Below are 16,188 nucleotides of genomic sequence, written 5' to 3'. Positions count from 1 at the left end.
AGACACAGGGTTGCCTTCTTCGCGGGACAAGCCCGCTCCCACAATGGCCATTGTTCTCTGCGAGACAGCGCAGCCCGGAAGGGCTGGGTGATCTCCCACAGGTATAGCGCCAGCCTCAGGCCCTGTGCACATCCTGTGGGAGCTGGCTTGTCGTGGCGACGAACCGCGTCGATGGGCTGCAAAGCAGACCCATTTCAAATGTGGACAACTTGTCGCGCACCTATCTCCATACACATCACCATCCCATCCCAAGCCCTTGTTTCCACAGGCCAGATCTTTTCCACGGATAATGTGGAACCGCCTGTGGAAAACATGGTGGCATCTCCCTCAAGCCCTTTGGTATCAAGCCCTGCAGGCTTGCGATCATTTTTTGATCACATCCCCCTTGTGGATGATTTTCCCAAGCTTTTCAGTGCCCTGCATGCACTCGCAGGCTAGTGTAAATCCTGTGGATAACTCTGTGTAAAAACCTTGGACAGACCGCTGCAAGCGGCATGTTTGAAAGCTTTGCGCCATCACCATAAGATATCCACCGACCACGTATCGCTGAAAGGGTTCCGCACAGTGGACAAGTTGCCCCCAATCCATGGGGAAAGCCTTGTGGATAACATGCGGATAGCTGGCTCCGAGCCCTCTGACACCGGGGTTTGGCGCATATGAACAAAAAATGAGCAGCGACTTGCACGGCTTGCTGCCAGCGCCTGGCGCGGGCATGCTGCAACGCTGCCATGACAACCTACCGTGAGGAACAGAGCATGACGTCCACCGTATTCATTACTGGCGCCACTTCCGGTTTCGGCGAGGCCACTGCCCGCCGTTTTGCCGAAGCCGGCTGGAAGCTGGTGCTCACCGGCCGGCGCAAGGAGCGCCTGGATGCCCTGTGCGCCGAACTGTCGGCCAAGACCGAAGTGCACGGCCTGGCTGTCGATGTGCGTGATCGCAAAGCCATGGAGCAGGCCATCGCGAGCTTGCCTGCCGGTTTCGACAAGCTGCGCGGCCTGGTCAACAACGCCGGCCTGGCGCTGGGTGTGGACGGGGCGCAGAACTGCAGCCTGGACGACTGGGACACCATGGTCGACACCAACATCAAGGGCCTGATGTACACCACCCACCTGTTGCTGCCACGCCTGATCGCCTATGGCCGCGGCGCGTCGATCCTCAACGTCGGTTCAGTGGCGGGCAACTACCCGTACCCGGGCAGCAACGTGTATGGCGGGACCAAGGCCTTCGTCGGCCAGTTCTCGCTGAGCCTGCGCTGCGACCTGCGCGGCACCGGCGTACGGGTGAGCAACATCGAGCCGGGCCTGTGCGAGAGCGAATTCTCGCTGGTGCGCAACAGCGGTGACCAGGCCAAGTACGACGCCACCTATGCCGGGGCCGAGCCGATCCAGCCGCAGGACATTGCCGAGACCATCTTCTGGATCCTCAACCAGCCAGCGCACATCAATATCAACAGCCTGGAGCTGATGCCGGTGCGCCAGGACTTCGCGGGGCTTTCGATCGATCGTTCAACCAGGGGCTGATCCGAAGGCCAATCGCTGGCAAGCCAGGCTCCCACAGGTCAATCGCAGGTTTCGAGCCCTATGCAGTCCTTGTGGGAGCCTGGCTTGCCAGCGATTGCGTCAGCCCAGGCGCTGCAACCCTTCCAGGCAAGTCGCCAAATGGTAGGGCGTCGTCGAAGGCATATCATGCCGGCTGACATTGCCTTCCCCATCCCGGCATTCATACCAGCCCGCGACACGCAAGAAGCGCGCGTTCAGCACCTGCAACTGCGCCGGTAACTTCGCCTCGCCCCCAGCTCGCAACACCAGCGCCCGCAGGTACTCCGCCTGCGCCCAGACCCGCTGCGTGGCATCCAGCACCTGACCATCCACCGCCAGCATCGCCAGCACTGCCCCGTCCTTCACCCCATGCTGCTCGGCAAAGCCGAATGCCTGGTCAATCGACGCATGCAGCGGCGTATCACGCAGCAGCGGCGAGGTGTGCAGCAGGTAGAACCACTCGAACTGGTGCCCTGGCTCGAACCAGTTATCCACAGCCCCTCGCGGCTTCTCCAGCATCAGGCCGTGGGCAGGTTCGATGAAGTGCGTTTGCAATGCTTCGCACAGTTGCAGCAGCGATTGCTGAACGTGCTCGTCGTCGCGCACGGTCAGCACCTGCAGGAAGGCTTCGGCCAGGTGCATCTGCGGGTTCTGCAGCGGGCCGCTGCCCAGGTCCGCCCAGTCTTCGCCCAGGCTGGCCTCGTACAGGCCATCGTCACGGGCGAACTGCTGCTCGATGATATCCAGCGCGGCATTCAGGGTGGACGCCACCAGGCTTTCGCGCACCTTGCCCCAGTAGTGCGCACAGGCAAAGACGATGAATGCGTGGGTGTACAGGTCCTTGCGTCGGTCCAGCGGCTTGCCTTGGGCATCGATGCTGTAGAACCAGCCACCGTGTTCGGCGTCGTGGAAGTGCTTTTGCAGCGAGCGGAACAGGGCCGCCGCCCGTTCGGCCGCGCCCGGTTGTTCAATACGGCTGCTGAACAGGTACAGCTGGCGGGCGCAGGCCATGGCCCGGTAGCGCTGCACCGGCAAGGGCTGGTGCTGGGCGTCGAGGGCTTCGTAGGGCAGGGCCATGTCGGCGTTCCAGCCCGGGCCTTGCCACATTGGCACGATGCGCTCGGCAAAGTGCTGGTTGAAGCGGGCCAGTTCGGGCAGGGTGGGGCGGGGGTCGGACATTTCGGCGCTCGTCGCTGTCGGGCAGGGCGCCATGGTAGCAGAAGTGGGGTTTTCGGTAGCCTGTGCGAGCCCTATCGCCGGCAAGCCAGCTCCCACAGGTGTCCCACATTGCTCGGACCTGTGGTGATCCTGTGGGAGCTGGCTTGCCGGCGATAGGGCCAGAACAGGCCACCCATCAACCCGGGTTGCCTAACCCCTGCCAATGCCGCGCCCCGACAAAGATGAAACGCAGCTGCTGGGTAATCTTTTCCTGCGCCGTCAGCGCCTGTGGATAACCCACCTCCGGGCTGTCGATAAGCTCAGGCAGGGTCGCGAACACAGTCTTCACCACCAGGTCGGCCATCACCGCCAGCGCGGCGCTGTCCAGGTGCTGCCAGCGCTTCATGCGCGCCAGGTCGGTGGCCAGGTCGTCGCTGATGTCCTGGCGCAGGCGGGCGATGGCCTGGCGCACGGCCTGCGAGCCACCGTACTGTTCGCGGGCCAGGAACAGGAACTGTGCGCGGTGAGCGGCAACTACGTCGAGGAAAATGCGCACCGAGGCGTCGGTAATACCGCCCAGTTCGAATTCGTTGTGGCGCACCAGGCGAATGGTCTGGCGGAAGGTGGTGTCGATTTCTGCCACCAGGGCCAGGCCCAGGGCATCCATGTCGGAAAAGTGCCGGTAGAAGCCTGTAGGCACGATGCCGGCCGTCTTCGCCACTTCACGCAGGCTGATACTGCCGAAACCACGGCCACTCTCCATCAGCTGGCAGGCGGCATCGAGCAGGGCCTGGCGGGTCTGTAGCTTCTGTTCGGCGCGCGGCAGCATGGTGCGGGCTTCTGTGACGGTAAGGCTGGGCACTCTAGTTAAAAAAACAAAGCCCGGTCAATGACCGGGCCTGGAGGGGAGCATGCGTTGTGACAAAGGTTGTTCTTTTCGACCATGGTGATCAGCTCACACGGCTGAGTTCAACCAGGCGATCCGAGCCACCTTCGGCTACAAGGCCAGACTGCTCGATCAGGCGATCCGAGCCACCTTCGGCTACACGGCCGGATTGTTCGATCAGGCGATCGGAACCACCTTCGGCTACACGGCCGGATTGTTCGATCAGGCGATCGGAACCGCCTTCGGCCACGCGGCCGGATTGTTCGATCAGGCGATCGGAACCACCTTCGGCTACACGGCCGGATTGTTCGATCAGGCGATCGGAACCGCCTTCGGCCACGCGACCCGATTTTTCGATCAGGCGATCCGAACCACCTTCAGCAACGGTTTTCAGCGGCTGGGCGATCTCGATGGCGCTGGAGCGCGATTCGGCGGTCAGGTGTTGTTCGGCGGCTGGCAAGGCAAAAGCGTTGGCAGCCAGAATGGACAGGGTCAGGGTCAGCAGGTGGCGTTTCATGTTCGGGTGCTCCTCTCGGGGGCTGGAAAGTGGGTACGAAGCCAATGCTACGCCGGGTAACGCCAGAGAGAAGTTCATACGGGTAATGGTAACAATCGACCGTATTGATAGAGGCTGGCAACTGCTCTAGGTAGCTGGTTTCATGGTCGGTGATGGCAATTTGCAGGCGTGGGTCGCGAGTAACACGGGTGGCCCGGCGCGACGAATTGCTGAGCAAAAGGCCAGGAAAAACTTCGCTATCATGGCGCCATCGATAAAACCCCACGGGTTTTCATCAGTCCCAGATACTAAGTGCCATCGCGGCGCCTGTTCTGTGCCATATCGCAAGGAGAAACACGCAATGACGCGCCCCGCCAGAATCCTCGTCTGGACCCTAGCCACGCTGCTGACAGTTCTGGCAATACTGGTGGTAGTGATCGCCACCTTCGACTGGAACCGGGTCAAGCCGCTGCTAAACGAGAAGGTCTCCGAGGCCTTGCACCGGCCATTCGCTATCAATGGCAACCTCGCCGTGCACTGGCGCACCGAGCCCGAAGAGGGCGGCTGGCGGGCCTGGGTGCCTTGGCCACACTTCATTGCCGAAGACCTGACCCTGGGCAACCCCGATTGGCTCAAGGAGCCGAAGATGGTCGGCCTGGAGCGCGTGGAGTTTCGCCTGGCACCGCTGCCATTATTGGTCCAGCAGATCAGCATCCCGCGCATCAACCTGACCAAACCCACGGCCAGCCTGACCCGCCTGGCCGACGGACGCGCCAACTGGGCGTTCGACTTCGGGCCGAAGGATGAAAACGCAGCGCCGTCCAAGTGGGTGCTGGACATTGGTGCGATCGGTTTTGACCAAGGCAATGTCAGCTTCGACGACCAAACCCTGAAAACCAGCATGAAGGTGCAGGTCGACCCATTGGGCAAGCCAATCCCGTTCAGCGAAATTGTCGGCAAGGCCAGCGCCGAGAAAGCCGGCGGTGCGCAGGACTACGCCTTTGGCTTCAAGGCCCAGGGCCGCTACAAGGGCCAGCCGGTTTCCGGCACTGGCAAGATCGGCGGCCTGCTAGCCCTGCAGGACGCCACCCAGCCGTTCCCGCTGCAGGCCGACGTGCGCATCGCCGATACCCACGTGGTGCTTGCCGGTACCCTGACCGACCCACGCAACCTCGGCGCCCTCGACCTGCGCCTGCGCCTGTCGGGTGCCAGCCTGGGCAACTTGTACCCACTGACCGGGGTTACCCTGCCCGACACCCCGGCCTATTCCACCGACGGCCGCCTCAGCGCCCACCTGCACGCGGCGCAAGGGGCGACGTTCAATTACCAGGGCTTCAACGGCAAGATCGGCGACAGTGATATCCACGGCGACCTGGCCTTCGTCGCCAGCCAGCCACGGCCCAAGCTGTCCGGCAACCTGGTGTCCAACCAGTTGCTGTTCAAGGACCTGGCGCCGCTGATCGGTGCCGATTCCAATACCGAGCAAAAAGCCCGTGGCGGCGCCAGCAAGCAGCCGGCCGGCAAGGTACTGCCGGTGGAAGAGTTCCGTACCGAGCGCTGGCGCGCGATGGACGCCGACGTCACCTTTGCCGGCAAACGCATCGTGCACAGTGAGCAACTGCCGTTCAACGACCTGTCGGCCCACGTGATCCTCGAAGACGGCCTGTTGCGGCTCGACCCCCTGCGGTTTGGTGTGGCGGGTGGCAGCCTTGCCTCCAATATCCGCCTGGATGGTCGAAGCGTGCCGCTGCAAGGCCGCGCCCGGTTGACGGCGCGCGGTTTCAAGCTCAAGCAACTGTTCCCCACCTTTGCGCCAATGCAGACCAGCTTTGGTGAGCTGAACGGCGATGCCGACATCACTGGCCGGGGCAATTCGGTGGCGGCCTTGTTGGGTACGGCAAATGGCGACTTGCGCATGTTGGTCAACGATGGCGCCATCAGTCGCAGCCTGATGGAAATTGCCGGGTTGAACGTGGGCAACTATGTGGTCGGCAAGCTGTTCGGCGATGAGGACGTGAAGATCAACTGCGCGGCAGCCGATGTGGGGATCAAGGATGGCCTGGCGACTACCCGGCTGTTCATCTTCGATACCGAGAACGCGATCATCTACATCAACGGCACGGCCAATTTTGCCAGCGAGCAGCTGGACCTGAAGATCACCCCGCAATCGAAAGGGCTGCGGCTGTTCTCGCTGCGTTCGCCGCTGTATGTGCGCGGGCCGTTTGCCAAGCCGAGTGCGGGTGTACAGGCGGTGCCGCTGGCGCTGCGTGGGGCTGGGATGGTGGCGCTGGGGGTGGTCGCCGGGCCGGCGGCGGGGTTACTGGCGCTGATTGCACCGAGCAGCGGGGATGACCCCAACCAGTGCACGCCGTTGTTGCAGCAGATGAAGGCGGGCAAGGCGCCGGCAGCGGTGAAAGGCAAAAAATGAGAAAGGGGGCCGCGTTGCGGCCCATCGCAGGCAAGCCAGCTTCCACAGGTCCGCACATGCCCTGAAGCTTGCGCAATACCTGTGGGAGCTGGCTTGCCTGCGATGGGCTGCAAAGCAGCCCCCTGCGTTTACAGCCCTTGCAACAGGTCGGACATGTCGTCCGCGTGTTCTTCTTCCTGCGCCAGGATGTCTTCGAAGATGCGCCGGGTAGTCGGGTCTTTATCGCCAATGTACTGAATGATTTCGCGGTAGCTGTCGATGGCAATGCGCTCGGCCACCAGATCCTCCAGTACCATTTCCTTCAGTGTTGCACCCGCCACGTACTGCGCATGCGAGTTCTTGCTCAGGTTGTCCGGGTTGAAGTCCGGCTCGCCGCCCAGTTGCACGATGCGCTCGGCCAGCTTGTCGGCGTGCTCGGCTTCCTGGTTGGCGTGTTCGAGAAACTCCTCGGCCGCCACGCTGGCCTTGACCCCCGAGGCCATGAAGTAATGGCGCTTGTAGCGCAGCGTGCACACCAGTTCGGTGGCCAAGGCTTCGTTCAGCAGGCTGATGATGCGCTCACGGTCGGCGTGGTAGCCCTCGGTCACTGCACCGTTTTCCACGTGCTGGCGGGCACGTTGGCGCAGGGTCTGGACGTCGGTCAGTTCAGTTGCGTTCATGTTCATCTCCGAAAGCATCAGGGTGGTCATGGTGTAAAGCGGAAGACTTACGCGCCGGGTACGGCTTTGCTGTCTTCTTCGCGTTGTTTGCAGGTTTTGAAGCCCTTGGCGTCAACATGCCCGGTTGCGTCGAAACGCACGTAATAAGGCTGCTGCTTGCCATCGCGGTTGAGGATGTAATCGTTGCAGGTGCCACCGTGGGGCAGGTCGATCACATTGGACGGGCTGCCGCCAATGGCAATGACCTTCTGCATGGTCATGCCGTTCTCCACCTGCTTGACCAGCGGCTCGTCGCGGTAGGTAACGTAGTCGACCGGGTTTTCCGGGCGGCTGCCGCAGGCGGCCAGGGTCGCGCTTGCCAGAAGGATTGCCAGGGTCTGCTTGTACATGGTCCCGCTCCTTGCACAGGGTTATGTTCCCGATTGGAACCGCACGACGCGTCAGGAGTTCGATTGCGATAGCCATTGGCCCGCATGGGGTCTGCACGCTAGTGTCTGTGCAGGCATACGGCTAAGGAGCAGCGCAGATGAGCCAGGACCTTGCGACGCGATACCCGTTGGTGCTGGTACCCGGCATGCTCGGCTTTGTCCGGGCAGTGCTCTACCCCTACTGGTTCGGCATTGTTCCGGCCTTGCGCAAGGGCGGCGCGCAGGTGTTCCCGGTGCAGGTGTCGCCGCTGCATTCCAGCGAGGTGCGCGGCGAGCAGTTATTGGTAATCATCGAAGACATCTGCCAGCGCACCGGCGCAGCAAAGGTCAACCTCATCGGCCACAGCCAAGGTGCCCTGAGCGCGCGCTATGCCGCAGCCAAGCGGCCCGGGCGGGTGGCGTCGGTCACTTCGGTGGCAGGGCCCAACCAGGGTTCGGAACTGGCCGACCACCTGGAACGCACGGCACCGGGCGATTCGCCCCAGGGGCGCATCCTCAAGGCCGTGCTGCATGGCTTTGCAGTGCTGCTGGTGTGGCTGGAAACCGGCTGGCGGCGTGACCCGCTACCGGTGGATGTGCATGCCTCGCACCAGTCGCTGACCAGTGCCGGCGTGGCGCTGTTCAACCAAGCTTATCCACAGGGCTTGCCAGACACCTGGGGCGGGGAAGGGGCCTATGAGGTCAATGGCGTGCGCTACTACTCGTGGTCCGGCACCTTGCAGCCCGGCCTGACCGACCAGGGGCGCAACCGCTTTGACGGCAGCAACCGCTTCTGCCGCCTGTTCGCGCGCAGTTTCGTCAGGGAAAAGGACCATTGCGACGGCATGGTCGGGCGTTTCAGTTCGCACTTGGGGCAGGTGATCGGCGACGATTACCCGCTCGATCATCTGGATATCGTCAACCAGTCACTGGGCGCCGTTGGCAAAGGCGCCGAGCCGGTGCGGCTGTTCACCGAACATGCCGCGCGGCTAAAGGCAGCCGGGCTCTAGCGGCGGATCGGCGTGGTCCAGCGCTCGGCCAGTACTACACCGGCCAGGGTCAGCAGGCCGCCGACCAGGTGGTAGCTGGCCAGTTGCTCGTCGAGCACCACGGCGGCGATCAGCGCGGTGACCAGCGGCAGCAGGTTGAAAAACAGCGTGGTACGGCTTGGGCCCAGGCGGTGCACGGCCTGCATCCATACCAGCGGTGCGATCATCGAGGCCAGCACGCAGGCATACAGCACCAGGCCGATGTTGTGGCTGTTCAGGCCGGTCTTGTCCGAAAGCAGAAACAGCGGCAGCAAGACGATGATGGCCACCAGCACCTGCAGGTACAGCAGCTGCATCGGCGGCAAGCGCAGCTGCCATTTCTTCAGCAGGAAGCTGTACAGCGCGTAGGCCAGGGTAGCCACCAGCATCAGCAGGTCACCGCTGTTCAGGCCTTGCTGCAGCAGGCTGGCGGGGTGGCCGGCACTGACCACTTCCAGCACGCCGAAAAACGACACCACTGCGCCCAGCAGGGCACCGTAGCTCAGGCGCTGGCCCAACCAGGCGATGGACAGCGCCAGTGACATCAGCGGCATCAGCGAAAGGATGATGCCCATGTTGGTGGCACTGGTGATGCTGGCGGCGAAGTAGGCCAGGCTTTGATACAGCGCCATGCCCAGCACGCCGAGCACGAACACCTTGGCCAGGTGCGGGCGGATGGCGGCACGGTTGCGCCACACGGCGGGCAGCAGGAACGGGGTGAACAGCAGCCCGGCCAGCAGCCAGCGGTAGAAGCCGATCTCGGCGGGGTGGATGGCACCGGCGGACATCTTGGTGACCACGGTGTTGCCGGCCCAGATGAGGATGGCGGTGAGGGGGAACAGGTAGTTCATGATGCTGTGATTCTCTCAGGTATTGCGATGTGTTCCTGGGGGCGCTTTGCGCCCCGATCGCGACACAAGGCCGCTCCTACAAGGCGATTGCGTATCGAGCAAATTTCGCGATCCCCTGTAGGAGCGGCCTTGTGTCGCGATGGCCTGCGCAGCAGGCCCCGATTGCAGCCATTATCAACTGTCCGTCCACAAGCCTATACTCTTATCCAGACAACCCACCCCGCCAAACAGTCAGCATGCAGCGCAAATACCTCGACATCCCCCAATTCAGCCAACTGCCGGCCCCGGTGTACTTCCGCCACGACGAGTTCCGCGCCGACACCCACAGCGACCTGCACCAGCATGCCTGGGGCCAGCTCAACTATACCGCCCACGGCGTGATGCACCTGGAGGCCGCCGGCCAGCGCTTCCTGTCACCGCCGCACTACGCGGTGTGGGTGCCGCCCGACACCGCGCATGGCTGCTACAACCCGCAGGCCATCGTCTACCGCTCGATCTACCTCGACCGCAGCCTCTGCGCCGCGCTGCCTCAGCAACCGTGCAGCTTGATGATCAGCGACATCCTCAAGGCCATCCTCGCCGACTTTGCCCGGCGTGACCTGAAGGTGGGCGAAAGCGAGCGCGACCAGCGCCTGGTGCAGGTGTTGCTCGACCAGCTGCTGCTGGCGCCCACCCAGGCCTGCTACCTGCCGTTCGCCCACAGCGAAGGCCTGCGCCAGGTGCTCGACGCGCTCAGTGCCGAACCTGGCGACAACCGCCCGCTGGCCGAGTGGGCCGCCCGCGTGCACGTCAGCGAACGCACCCTGGCCCGCCAGTTCCTGCGCGAGCTGGGCATCAGCTTTGGCGAATGGCGCCTGCGCCTGCGTTTTCTGCGTGCCATCGAAGCGCTGGAAGCGGGCCTGCCGATCCAGGCCATTGCCTTCGACCTCGGCTACAGCAGCGCGTCGGCGTTCATCGCCATGTTCCAGCGCCAGGCCCAGTGCACACCCGAGCAGTACCGCCGGCAGGCGCGGGCAGGGCGTTGAGAATTCTTGGCTACACTCAGCTCGATCCCGTGCATCGGGCGCGGCGACAAGGAGACCACTCCATGAAAGTGCTGCAAATCCCCTTACTGGCGCTGGCGGTGCTGTTCAGCGCCCAAGGTTTCGCCGCCAACACCGCGCAGCAGGAAAAAATGAAAACCTGTAATGCCGACGCCACCACCAAGGCCCTCAAGGGCGATGAGCGCAAAGCCTTCATGAGCACCTGCCTGAAGAAAGAGGTGCCACAAACCCAGCAAGAGAAGATGAAAACCTGCAACGCCGATGCCACCAGCAAAGCCCTGAAGGGTGACGAGCGCAAGGCGTACATGAGCGACTGCCTGAAGAAGAAATGACCTGCGCCTATGCCTGCAGGCCCAAGGCTGGCAGACTGCGGGCATTCCTGCTGTCTGCCGTCGAGGCTGTATGACTTTCACCCCCCGCCAAATCACCCTGGCCAGTCTGATCATCGTCATGGCCGGGCTGCTGCTGGCTTTGCCCCTGAAGTTGCTGCCCAGCCTGCTCGCCGGCCTGCTGGTGTTCGAACTGGTCAACATGCTGACCCCGCGCTTGCAACCGCTGATTGCCGGTCAGCGTGCCCGCTGGCTGGCCGTGGCGCTGCTGGGCACGCTGGTGGTGACCACCTTGGCCCTGCTGATTGCCGGCGCCTTCAGCTTCCTGCTGCACGAGGCAGAAAACCCCGGGGCCTCGCTGGACAAGTTCATGGCCCTGGTGGAGCGCGCCCGTGGCCAGCTGCCGCCGTTTATCGAAGGCTATCTGCCGGCCAGTGCTGCCGAGTTCAAGGTCGCCATCGGTGATTGGATCAAGAGCCACCTCAGCGACCTGCAACTGGTGGGCAAGGGCATGGCGCACATGTTCGTGACGCTGTTGATCGGCATGATCCTCGGCGCCATCATCGCCCTGCAGCGCATCCCCGACATTTCCCGGCGCAAACCCCTGGCAGCGGCGCTGTTCGAACGGCTGAACCTGTTGGTGAAGGCGTTTCGCAACATCGTCTTTGCGCAGATCAAGATTTCGCTGCTCAACACCGCCTTCACCGGCATCTTCCTGGCCGTGGTGTTGCCGCTGTTCGACGTGCACCTGCCGCTGACCAAGACCCTGATCGTGCTGACCTTCCTGTTGGGCCTGCTGCCGGTGATCGGCAACCTGATGTCCAATACGCTGATCACCATCGTCGGTTTGTCGCTGTCGATCTGGGTGGCGGCGGCGGCGCTGGGTTACCTGATCGTCATCCACAAGGTCGAGTATTTCCTCAACGCGAAGATCGTGGGCGGGCAGATCAGTGCCAAGGCGTGGGAGCTGTTGCTGGCGATGCTGGTGTTCGAGGCGGCGTTCGGGCTGCCTGGGGTGGTGGCGGGGCCGGTGTACTATGCCTACCTGAAGAGTGAGCTTAGGCGGGCGGAGCTGGTCTGACAGATTGCTGGGGCCGCTTTGCGGCCCATCGCGACACAAGGCCGCTCCTACAGACGACCGCGTAAACCCAATGATTGCGCGGTCCCCTGTAGGAGCGGCCTTGTGTCGCGATGGGCTGCAAAGCAGCCCCAAAATGGATCAGGCTACGCCGTACCGCTTGCGCGCCTCAATGGCCAGCCCGCTACCAATGCTGCCAAAGATATTGCCTTCCACATGCCGCGCATTCGGCAGCATCGCCGACACGCTGTTGCGCAGCGCCGGAATCCCGCTGGAACCGCCGGTGAAGAACACCGTGTCGACCTGGCTTTCGCTCACCCCGGCCTTGGCCAGCAGCTCGGTCACGCTACCGCGCACACGCTCCAGCAGCCCTTCGATCGCTTCTTCGAACAGCACTCGGGTCAGTTCTGCCGTCAGCTCCGGCTCGACCCGGCGCAGGTCGATACGGCGGCTCTCTTGCTCGGTCAGCTCGATCTTGCTGGCTTCCACTTCCATCGCCAACCAGTGCCCGGCGCGCTGTTCGATCAGTTTGAACAGGCGGTCGATACCGAAGCTGTCCTCGATGTCGTAGCGCATGCTGCCCAGCGCCAGTTGCGACTTCTGCGAGTACAGGGCGTTGATGGTGTGCCAGGTGGCCAGGTTGAGGTGGTAGCTGGTCGGCATCAGCGCGCCGCTCTTCATGCGGCTGCCATAGCCGAACAACGGCATCACGCCCTGCAGGCTCAACTGCTTGTCGAAGTCGGTCCCGCCGATGTGCACGCCACCAGTGGCGAGGATGTCGCTCTGGCGCTCGGCGACCAGGTGGCGCTCGGGCGACAGGCGGATCAGGGTGAAGTCCGAGGTACCACCGCCGATGTCGACGATCAGTACCAGCTCCTCGCGGCTGATGCCCGACTCATAGTCGAATGCAGCGGCAATCGGCTCGTACTGGAACGACACGTCCTTGAAGCCTATCTTGCGCGCCACGTCGGCCAGGGTGTCTTCGGCCTCCTGGTCGGCGGCCGCGTCTTCGTCGACAAAGAACACCGGGCGGCCCAGCACCACCTGGTCGAATTCACGACCCGCGGCGGCCTCGGCGCGTTTCTTCAGCTCGCCGATGAACATGCCCAGCAAGTCCTTGAACGGCAGGGCGCTGCCCAGCACGCTGGTGTCGTGCTTGATCAGCTTGGAGCCCAGCAGGCTTTTCAGCGAGCGCATCAGGCGGCCTTCGTAGCCTTCCAGGTACTCGTGCAGGGCCAGGCGGCCATATACCGGGCGCCGCTCTTCGATATTGAAGAACACCACCGAAGGCAAGGTGATCTTGCCGTCTTCCAGGGCAATCAGCGACTCCGTGCCAGGGCGGTGCCAGCCGACCGTGGAGTTGGAGGTGCCAAAGTCGATGCCCAGGGCGCGGGCCGGGGATACGTCAGACATGGGGAAAAAGCTTCCGGAGGCAAAACGGCCGCGCAGTGTATGCCAGTTGGCTACAGAATCAAGACCGGTCGTCTGCGATGGAGCAAAGCCAAGGCCCTCTTGAAAGGCTATGCTTGACCCCTATCTTTAGTTGCATCTTCAGTTGCAACACGCACATTCACATTGGTGATCCACAGATGGACTTCAAAGACTATTACAAGATACTTGGCGTAGAGCCCACGGCGGACGATAAGGCGATCAAGGCCGCGTACCGCAAACTGGCGCGCAAGTATCACCCCGATGTCAGCAAGGAGCGCGACGCCGAGGACAAATTCAAAGAGGCCAACGAGGCCTACGAGGTGCTGGGCGACGCGCAGAAACGTGCCGAATTCGACGAGATTCGCAAGTATGGCGGCCAGCATGGCCGGCCATTCCAGGCGCCACCGGGCTGGGAAAGCCGTGGCGGTGCGGGTGGCGGTTTCGAGGGCGGCGATTTTTCCGACTTCTTCAGCTCGATCTTTGGCAACCGTGGCGGCAACCCCTTCGGTGGCGCCCGGCAGCAGCAACGCAGTGCCGGCAGGCGGGGGCAGGACGTGGAGCTTGAACTGGCAGTATTCCTTGAAGAGACCCTGAGCAAGGAGTCCAAGCAGATCAGCTTCCAGGTGCCGCAAACCAATGCCATGGGCCAGCGCACCGGCTTCACCACCAAGACCCTGAACGTGAAGATTCCGGCCGGGGTGACCGATGGCGAGCGCATCCGCCTGAAGGGCCAGGGCGCGCCGGGCAGTGGCGGTGGGGCCAATGGCGACCTTTTCCTGACGATCCGCATGGCACCGCACCCGCTGTTCGATGTCGAAGGTCATGACCTGATCATCACCGTGCCACTGGCACCGTGGGAGGCTGCGCTGGGCACCAAGGTGGCGGTGCCGACCCTGACCGGCAAGATCAACCTGACCATCCGCCCCGACAGCCAGAGCGGCCAGCGCCTGCGGGTGCCGGGCATGGGCCTGGCCAACAAGAACGGCGAGCGCGGCAACCTGTACGCGCAATTGAAAGTGGTCATGCCACCGGCATCCGACGAGTCTGCCCGAGAACTGTGGACAAAGCTTTCCGAGAAGGCTGCGTTCGACCCGAGGACACAATGGAGTAAGTGATCATGAGCAGCACCCTGATCGTTCAACTGGACATGCGTACCTTGTGTCAGGAAGCCGATGTCACGGCGGACTGCGTGATCGAAATCGTCGAGCACGGCATTGTCGAACCTTCCGGACGAACGCCGGAGGACTGGCTGTTTGACGATCAGGCGCCGTTATTGGCCAAACGCGCGGTGAAGCTGCATCAGGAATTGGAGCTGGAATGGGAAGGGGTGGCGCTGGCGCTGGAGTTGCTGCAGGAAGTGCAGCAGTTGCGCAGTGAGAACAGCATGTTGAAGCAGCGGTTGGGCAGATTCACTCAGATGTAAGCCAGCACACTGGCCCCTGTAGGAGCGGCCTTGTGTCGCGATGGGCTGCAAAGCAGCCCCGGCAGTTTTGAATCAGAGCATAGATCTGGGGCTGCTGGCGCAGCCCATCGCGACACAAGGCCGCTCCTACAGGGATCGCATCAAGGCTGGTTTCTCAGTTTGGTTCCGCCCCCGGGTTCAACACCAGCTGCATGAAGGTCAAATCCAGCCAGCGCCCAAACTTTACCCCCACTTGCGGCATCTGCCCTGTCACCACAAAGCCCAGGCGCTCATGAATGCGCACCGACGCCGCATTGCCACTTTCGATGGCCGCCACCATCACGTGCTTGCCGCATCCCCGCGCCCGTTCGATCAGCGTCGCCAGCAACACCGGCCCTAGCCCCTTGCCGCGCTGGTCACCCCGCACATACACCGAATGCTCCACGGTCAGGCGAAAGCCTTCGAACGGCCGCCAGTCGCCAAACGAGGCATAACCCAGCACACCGGTCTCATCCGCCGCCACCAGGATCGGGTAGCCCTGCTGTGCCCGAGCCTCGAACCAGGCCTGGCGGTTGCCCAGGTCGACAGGCGTTTCGTTCCAGATCGCCGTGGTGTTGCGCACGGCGTCGTTGTAGATGTCGAGGATGCCCGGCACGTCGGCGGGTAGGGCGTCGCGGATTTCGTAACTCATGACAGCGTCTCGCAAGGTCGTTGTTTGCAGATTAAATGGTTACCAGACCGCGCACACCTTCGGCCTGCATGTTTTCGCCGCGGCCGCGCTGGACGATTTCGCCACGGGCCATGACCAGGTACTGGTCGGCCAGCGCTTCGGCAAAGTCGTAGAACTGCTCAACCAACAGGATGGCCATGTCGCCGCGTTCGGCCAGGCGGCGGATGACGGCACCGATTTCCTTGATGACCGAGGGCTGAATGCCTTCGGTCGGCTCATCGAGGATCAGCAGGCGCGGGCGGCTGGCCAGGGCGCGGCCGATGGCCAGTTGTTGTTGCTGGCCGCCGGAAAGGTCGCCGCCGCGGCGTTGCTTCATCTGCTCCAGTACCGGGAACAGTTCGTAGATGAACGCTGGGGCTTCGCGGGCCTCGCGGGCAGGGAAGCGTGACAGGCCCATCAGCAGGTTTTCCTCAACGGTCAGGCGCGGGAAGATCTCGCGGCCCTGGGGCACGTAGGCGATGCCAGCGTGCACCCGTTGCTGGGGCTTGAGTGTGGTGATCGGCTTGCCTTCCCATTCGATGCTGCCGTCGCGGGCCGGCACCAGGCCCATCAGGCAGCGCAGCAGGGTGGTCTTGCCCACGCCGTTGCGGCCCAGCAGGCAGGTGACTTCGCCGACTTTGGCTTCGAAGGACAGGCCGCGCAGGATGTGGCTGCCGCCGTAGTATTGGTGCAGGGTGTCGATTTTCAGCATGTTGGTGTTCCTGAAAGAGGTGCTGTGCCT

17 protein-coding genes are annotated in these 16,188 nt (G+C 63.0%); 8 read left to right on the top strand and 9 right to left on the bottom strand.

Features of this window, described 5'->3' with window-relative positions:
• Positions 1-755 precede the first annotated feature (755 nt).
• The gene (locus ACI2KG_RS21605) at positions 756-1,523 is read left to right on the top strand and encodes an SDR family oxidoreductase (protein WP_404663229.1); all 768 of its coding nucleotides are present in this window, start codon (positions 756-758) and stop codon (positions 1,521-1,523) included.
• Positions 1,524-1,622: 99 nt separating this feature from the next.
• Here ACI2KG_RS21605 and ACI2KG_RS21600 read toward each other — a convergent pair whose 3' ends face one another.
• From ACI2KG_RS21600 to ACI2KG_RS21590, 3 genes are all read right to left on the bottom strand, one after another.
• Positions 1,623-2,720, bottom strand: coding sequence for an AGE family epimerase/isomerase (locus ACI2KG_RS21600; RefSeq protein ID WP_404663228.1), 1,098 nt, complete (start codon positions 2,718-2,720; stop codon positions 1,623-1,625).
• Positions 2,721-2,895: 175 nt separating this feature from the next.
• Complete coding sequence (locus tag ACI2KG_RS21595) at positions 2,896-3,528, bottom strand: TetR family transcriptional regulator (RefSeq protein ID WP_404663227.1); 633 nt, start codon at positions 3,526-3,528, stop codon at positions 2,896-2,898.
• Between the two features lie 121 nt (positions 3,529-3,649).
• A complete protein-coding gene (locus tag ACI2KG_RS21590; RefSeq protein WP_404663226.1) occupies positions 3,650-4,102 on the bottom strand; it encodes a phage infection protein in 453 nt (150 codons plus the stop codon).
• A gap of 340 nt (positions 4,103-4,442) precedes the next feature.
• Here ACI2KG_RS21590 and ACI2KG_RS21585 point away from each other — a divergent pair, with 340 nt between their 5' ends.
• Positions 4,443-6,509, top strand: coding sequence for an AsmA family protein (locus ACI2KG_RS21585; protein WP_404663225.1), 2,067 nt, complete (start codon positions 4,443-4,445; stop codon positions 6,507-6,509).
• A 128-nt stretch (positions 6,510-6,637) separates the two neighbouring features.
• Here the strand turns inward: ACI2KG_RS21585 and ACI2KG_RS21580 are convergent, their stop codons facing one another.
• Together ACI2KG_RS21580 and osmE are read right to left on the bottom strand one after the other, a co-directional pair.
• Positions 6,638-7,168 (bottom strand): bacterioferritin, encoded by a 531-nt coding sequence (locus tag ACI2KG_RS21580; RefSeq protein WP_400612057.1) that lies wholly within the window; start codon positions 7,166-7,168, stop codon positions 6,638-6,640.
• 47 nt (positions 7,169-7,215) lie between these two features.
• The gene (gene osmE / locus ACI2KG_RS21575; RefSeq protein ID WP_400612055.1) at positions 7,216-7,557 is read right to left on the bottom strand and encodes an osmotically-inducible lipoprotein OsmE; all 342 of its coding nucleotides are present in this window, start codon (positions 7,555-7,557) and stop codon (positions 7,216-7,218) included.
• A gap of 137 nt (positions 7,558-7,694) precedes the next feature.
• Here osmE and ACI2KG_RS21570 point away from each other — a divergent pair, with 137 nt between their 5' ends.
• Complete coding sequence (locus ACI2KG_RS21570) at positions 7,695-8,585, top strand: alpha/beta fold hydrolase (protein WP_404663224.1); 891 nt, start codon at positions 7,695-7,697, stop codon at positions 8,583-8,585.
• On the opposite strand, the gene ACI2KG_RS21565 is transcribed toward ACI2KG_RS21570, so the two are convergent.
• Positions 8,582-9,454 carry a DMT family transporter gene (locus ACI2KG_RS21565; RefSeq protein ID WP_404663223.1) on the bottom strand — a complete coding sequence of 291 codons (873 nt, stop codon included), beginning with the start codon at positions 9,452-9,454 and terminating at the stop codon, positions 8,582-8,584. The genes ACI2KG_RS21570 and ACI2KG_RS21565 overlap by 4 nt on opposite strands.
• A 236-nt stretch (positions 9,455-9,690) precedes the next feature.
• Here ACI2KG_RS21565 and ACI2KG_RS21560 point away from each other — a divergent pair, with 236 nt between their 5' ends.
• The 3 genes from ACI2KG_RS21560 to ACI2KG_RS21550 all read left to right on the top strand — a co-directional run bounded on the left by ACI2KG_RS21560 (position 9,691) and on the right by ACI2KG_RS21550 (position 11,907).
• Positions 9,691-10,479 (top strand): AraC family transcriptional regulator, encoded by a 789-nt coding sequence (locus ACI2KG_RS21560; RefSeq protein WP_404663222.1) that lies wholly within the window; start codon positions 9,691-9,693, stop codon positions 10,477-10,479.
• Positions 10,480-10,541: 62 nt separating this feature from the next.
• Complete coding sequence (locus tag ACI2KG_RS21555; protein WP_404663221.1) at positions 10,542-10,829, top strand: PsiF family protein; 288 nt, start codon at positions 10,542-10,544, stop codon at positions 10,827-10,829.
• Between the two features lie 70 nt (positions 10,830-10,899).
• Positions 10,900-11,907: an AI-2E family transporter gene (locus ACI2KG_RS21550; protein ID WP_404663220.1), complete on the top strand. Its 1,008-nt coding sequence runs from the start codon at positions 10,900-10,902 to the stop codon at positions 11,905-11,907.
• Between the two features lie 138 nt (positions 11,908-12,045).
• On the opposite strand, the gene ACI2KG_RS21545 is transcribed toward ACI2KG_RS21550, so the two are convergent.
• Positions 12,046-13,317, bottom strand: coding sequence for an Hsp70 family protein (locus ACI2KG_RS21545; protein ID WP_400612043.1), 1,272 nt, complete (start codon positions 13,315-13,317; stop codon positions 12,046-12,048).
• A 176-nt stretch (positions 13,318-13,493) separates the two neighbouring features.
• On the opposite strand from ACI2KG_RS21545, the gene cbpA reads away from it, so the two are divergent.
• Together cbpA and ACI2KG_RS21535 are read left to right on the top strand one after the other, a co-directional pair.
• On the top strand, positions 13,494-14,450 hold the full coding sequence (gene cbpA / locus ACI2KG_RS21540; protein WP_404663219.1) for a curved DNA-binding protein: 957 nt from the start codon (positions 13,494-13,496) through the stop codon (positions 14,448-14,450).
• Between the two features lie 2 nt (positions 14,451-14,452).
• Positions 14,453-14,758, top strand: coding sequence for a chaperone modulator CbpM (locus tag ACI2KG_RS21535; RefSeq protein ID WP_404663218.1), 306 nt, complete (start codon positions 14,453-14,455; stop codon positions 14,756-14,758).
• Between the two features lie 154 nt (positions 14,759-14,912).
• On the opposite strand, the gene ACI2KG_RS21530 is transcribed toward ACI2KG_RS21535, so the two are convergent.
• On the bottom strand, positions 14,913-15,428 hold the full coding sequence (locus ACI2KG_RS21530; RefSeq protein ID WP_404663217.1) for a GNAT family N-acetyltransferase: 516 nt from the start codon (positions 15,426-15,428) through the stop codon (positions 14,913-14,915).
• A gap of 31 nt (positions 15,429-15,459) precedes the next feature.
• Entirely contained in the window at positions 15,460-16,158 is a 699-nt protein-coding gene (gene urtE / locus ACI2KG_RS21525) for an urea ABC transporter ATP-binding subunit UrtE (protein WP_404663216.1), read from the bottom strand.
• Positions 16,159-16,188 lie beyond the last annotated feature (30 nt).

This window comes from Pseudomonas sp. NPDC089407 (genome assembly GCF_044900445.1).
Classification (GTDB): domain Bacteria; phylum Pseudomonadota; class Gammaproteobacteria; order Pseudomonadales; family Pseudomonadaceae; genus Aquipseudomonas.
The sequence above is the reverse complement of the archived record's forward strand: the minus strand, read 5'-3'. Positions and strand labels throughout refer to the sequence as shown.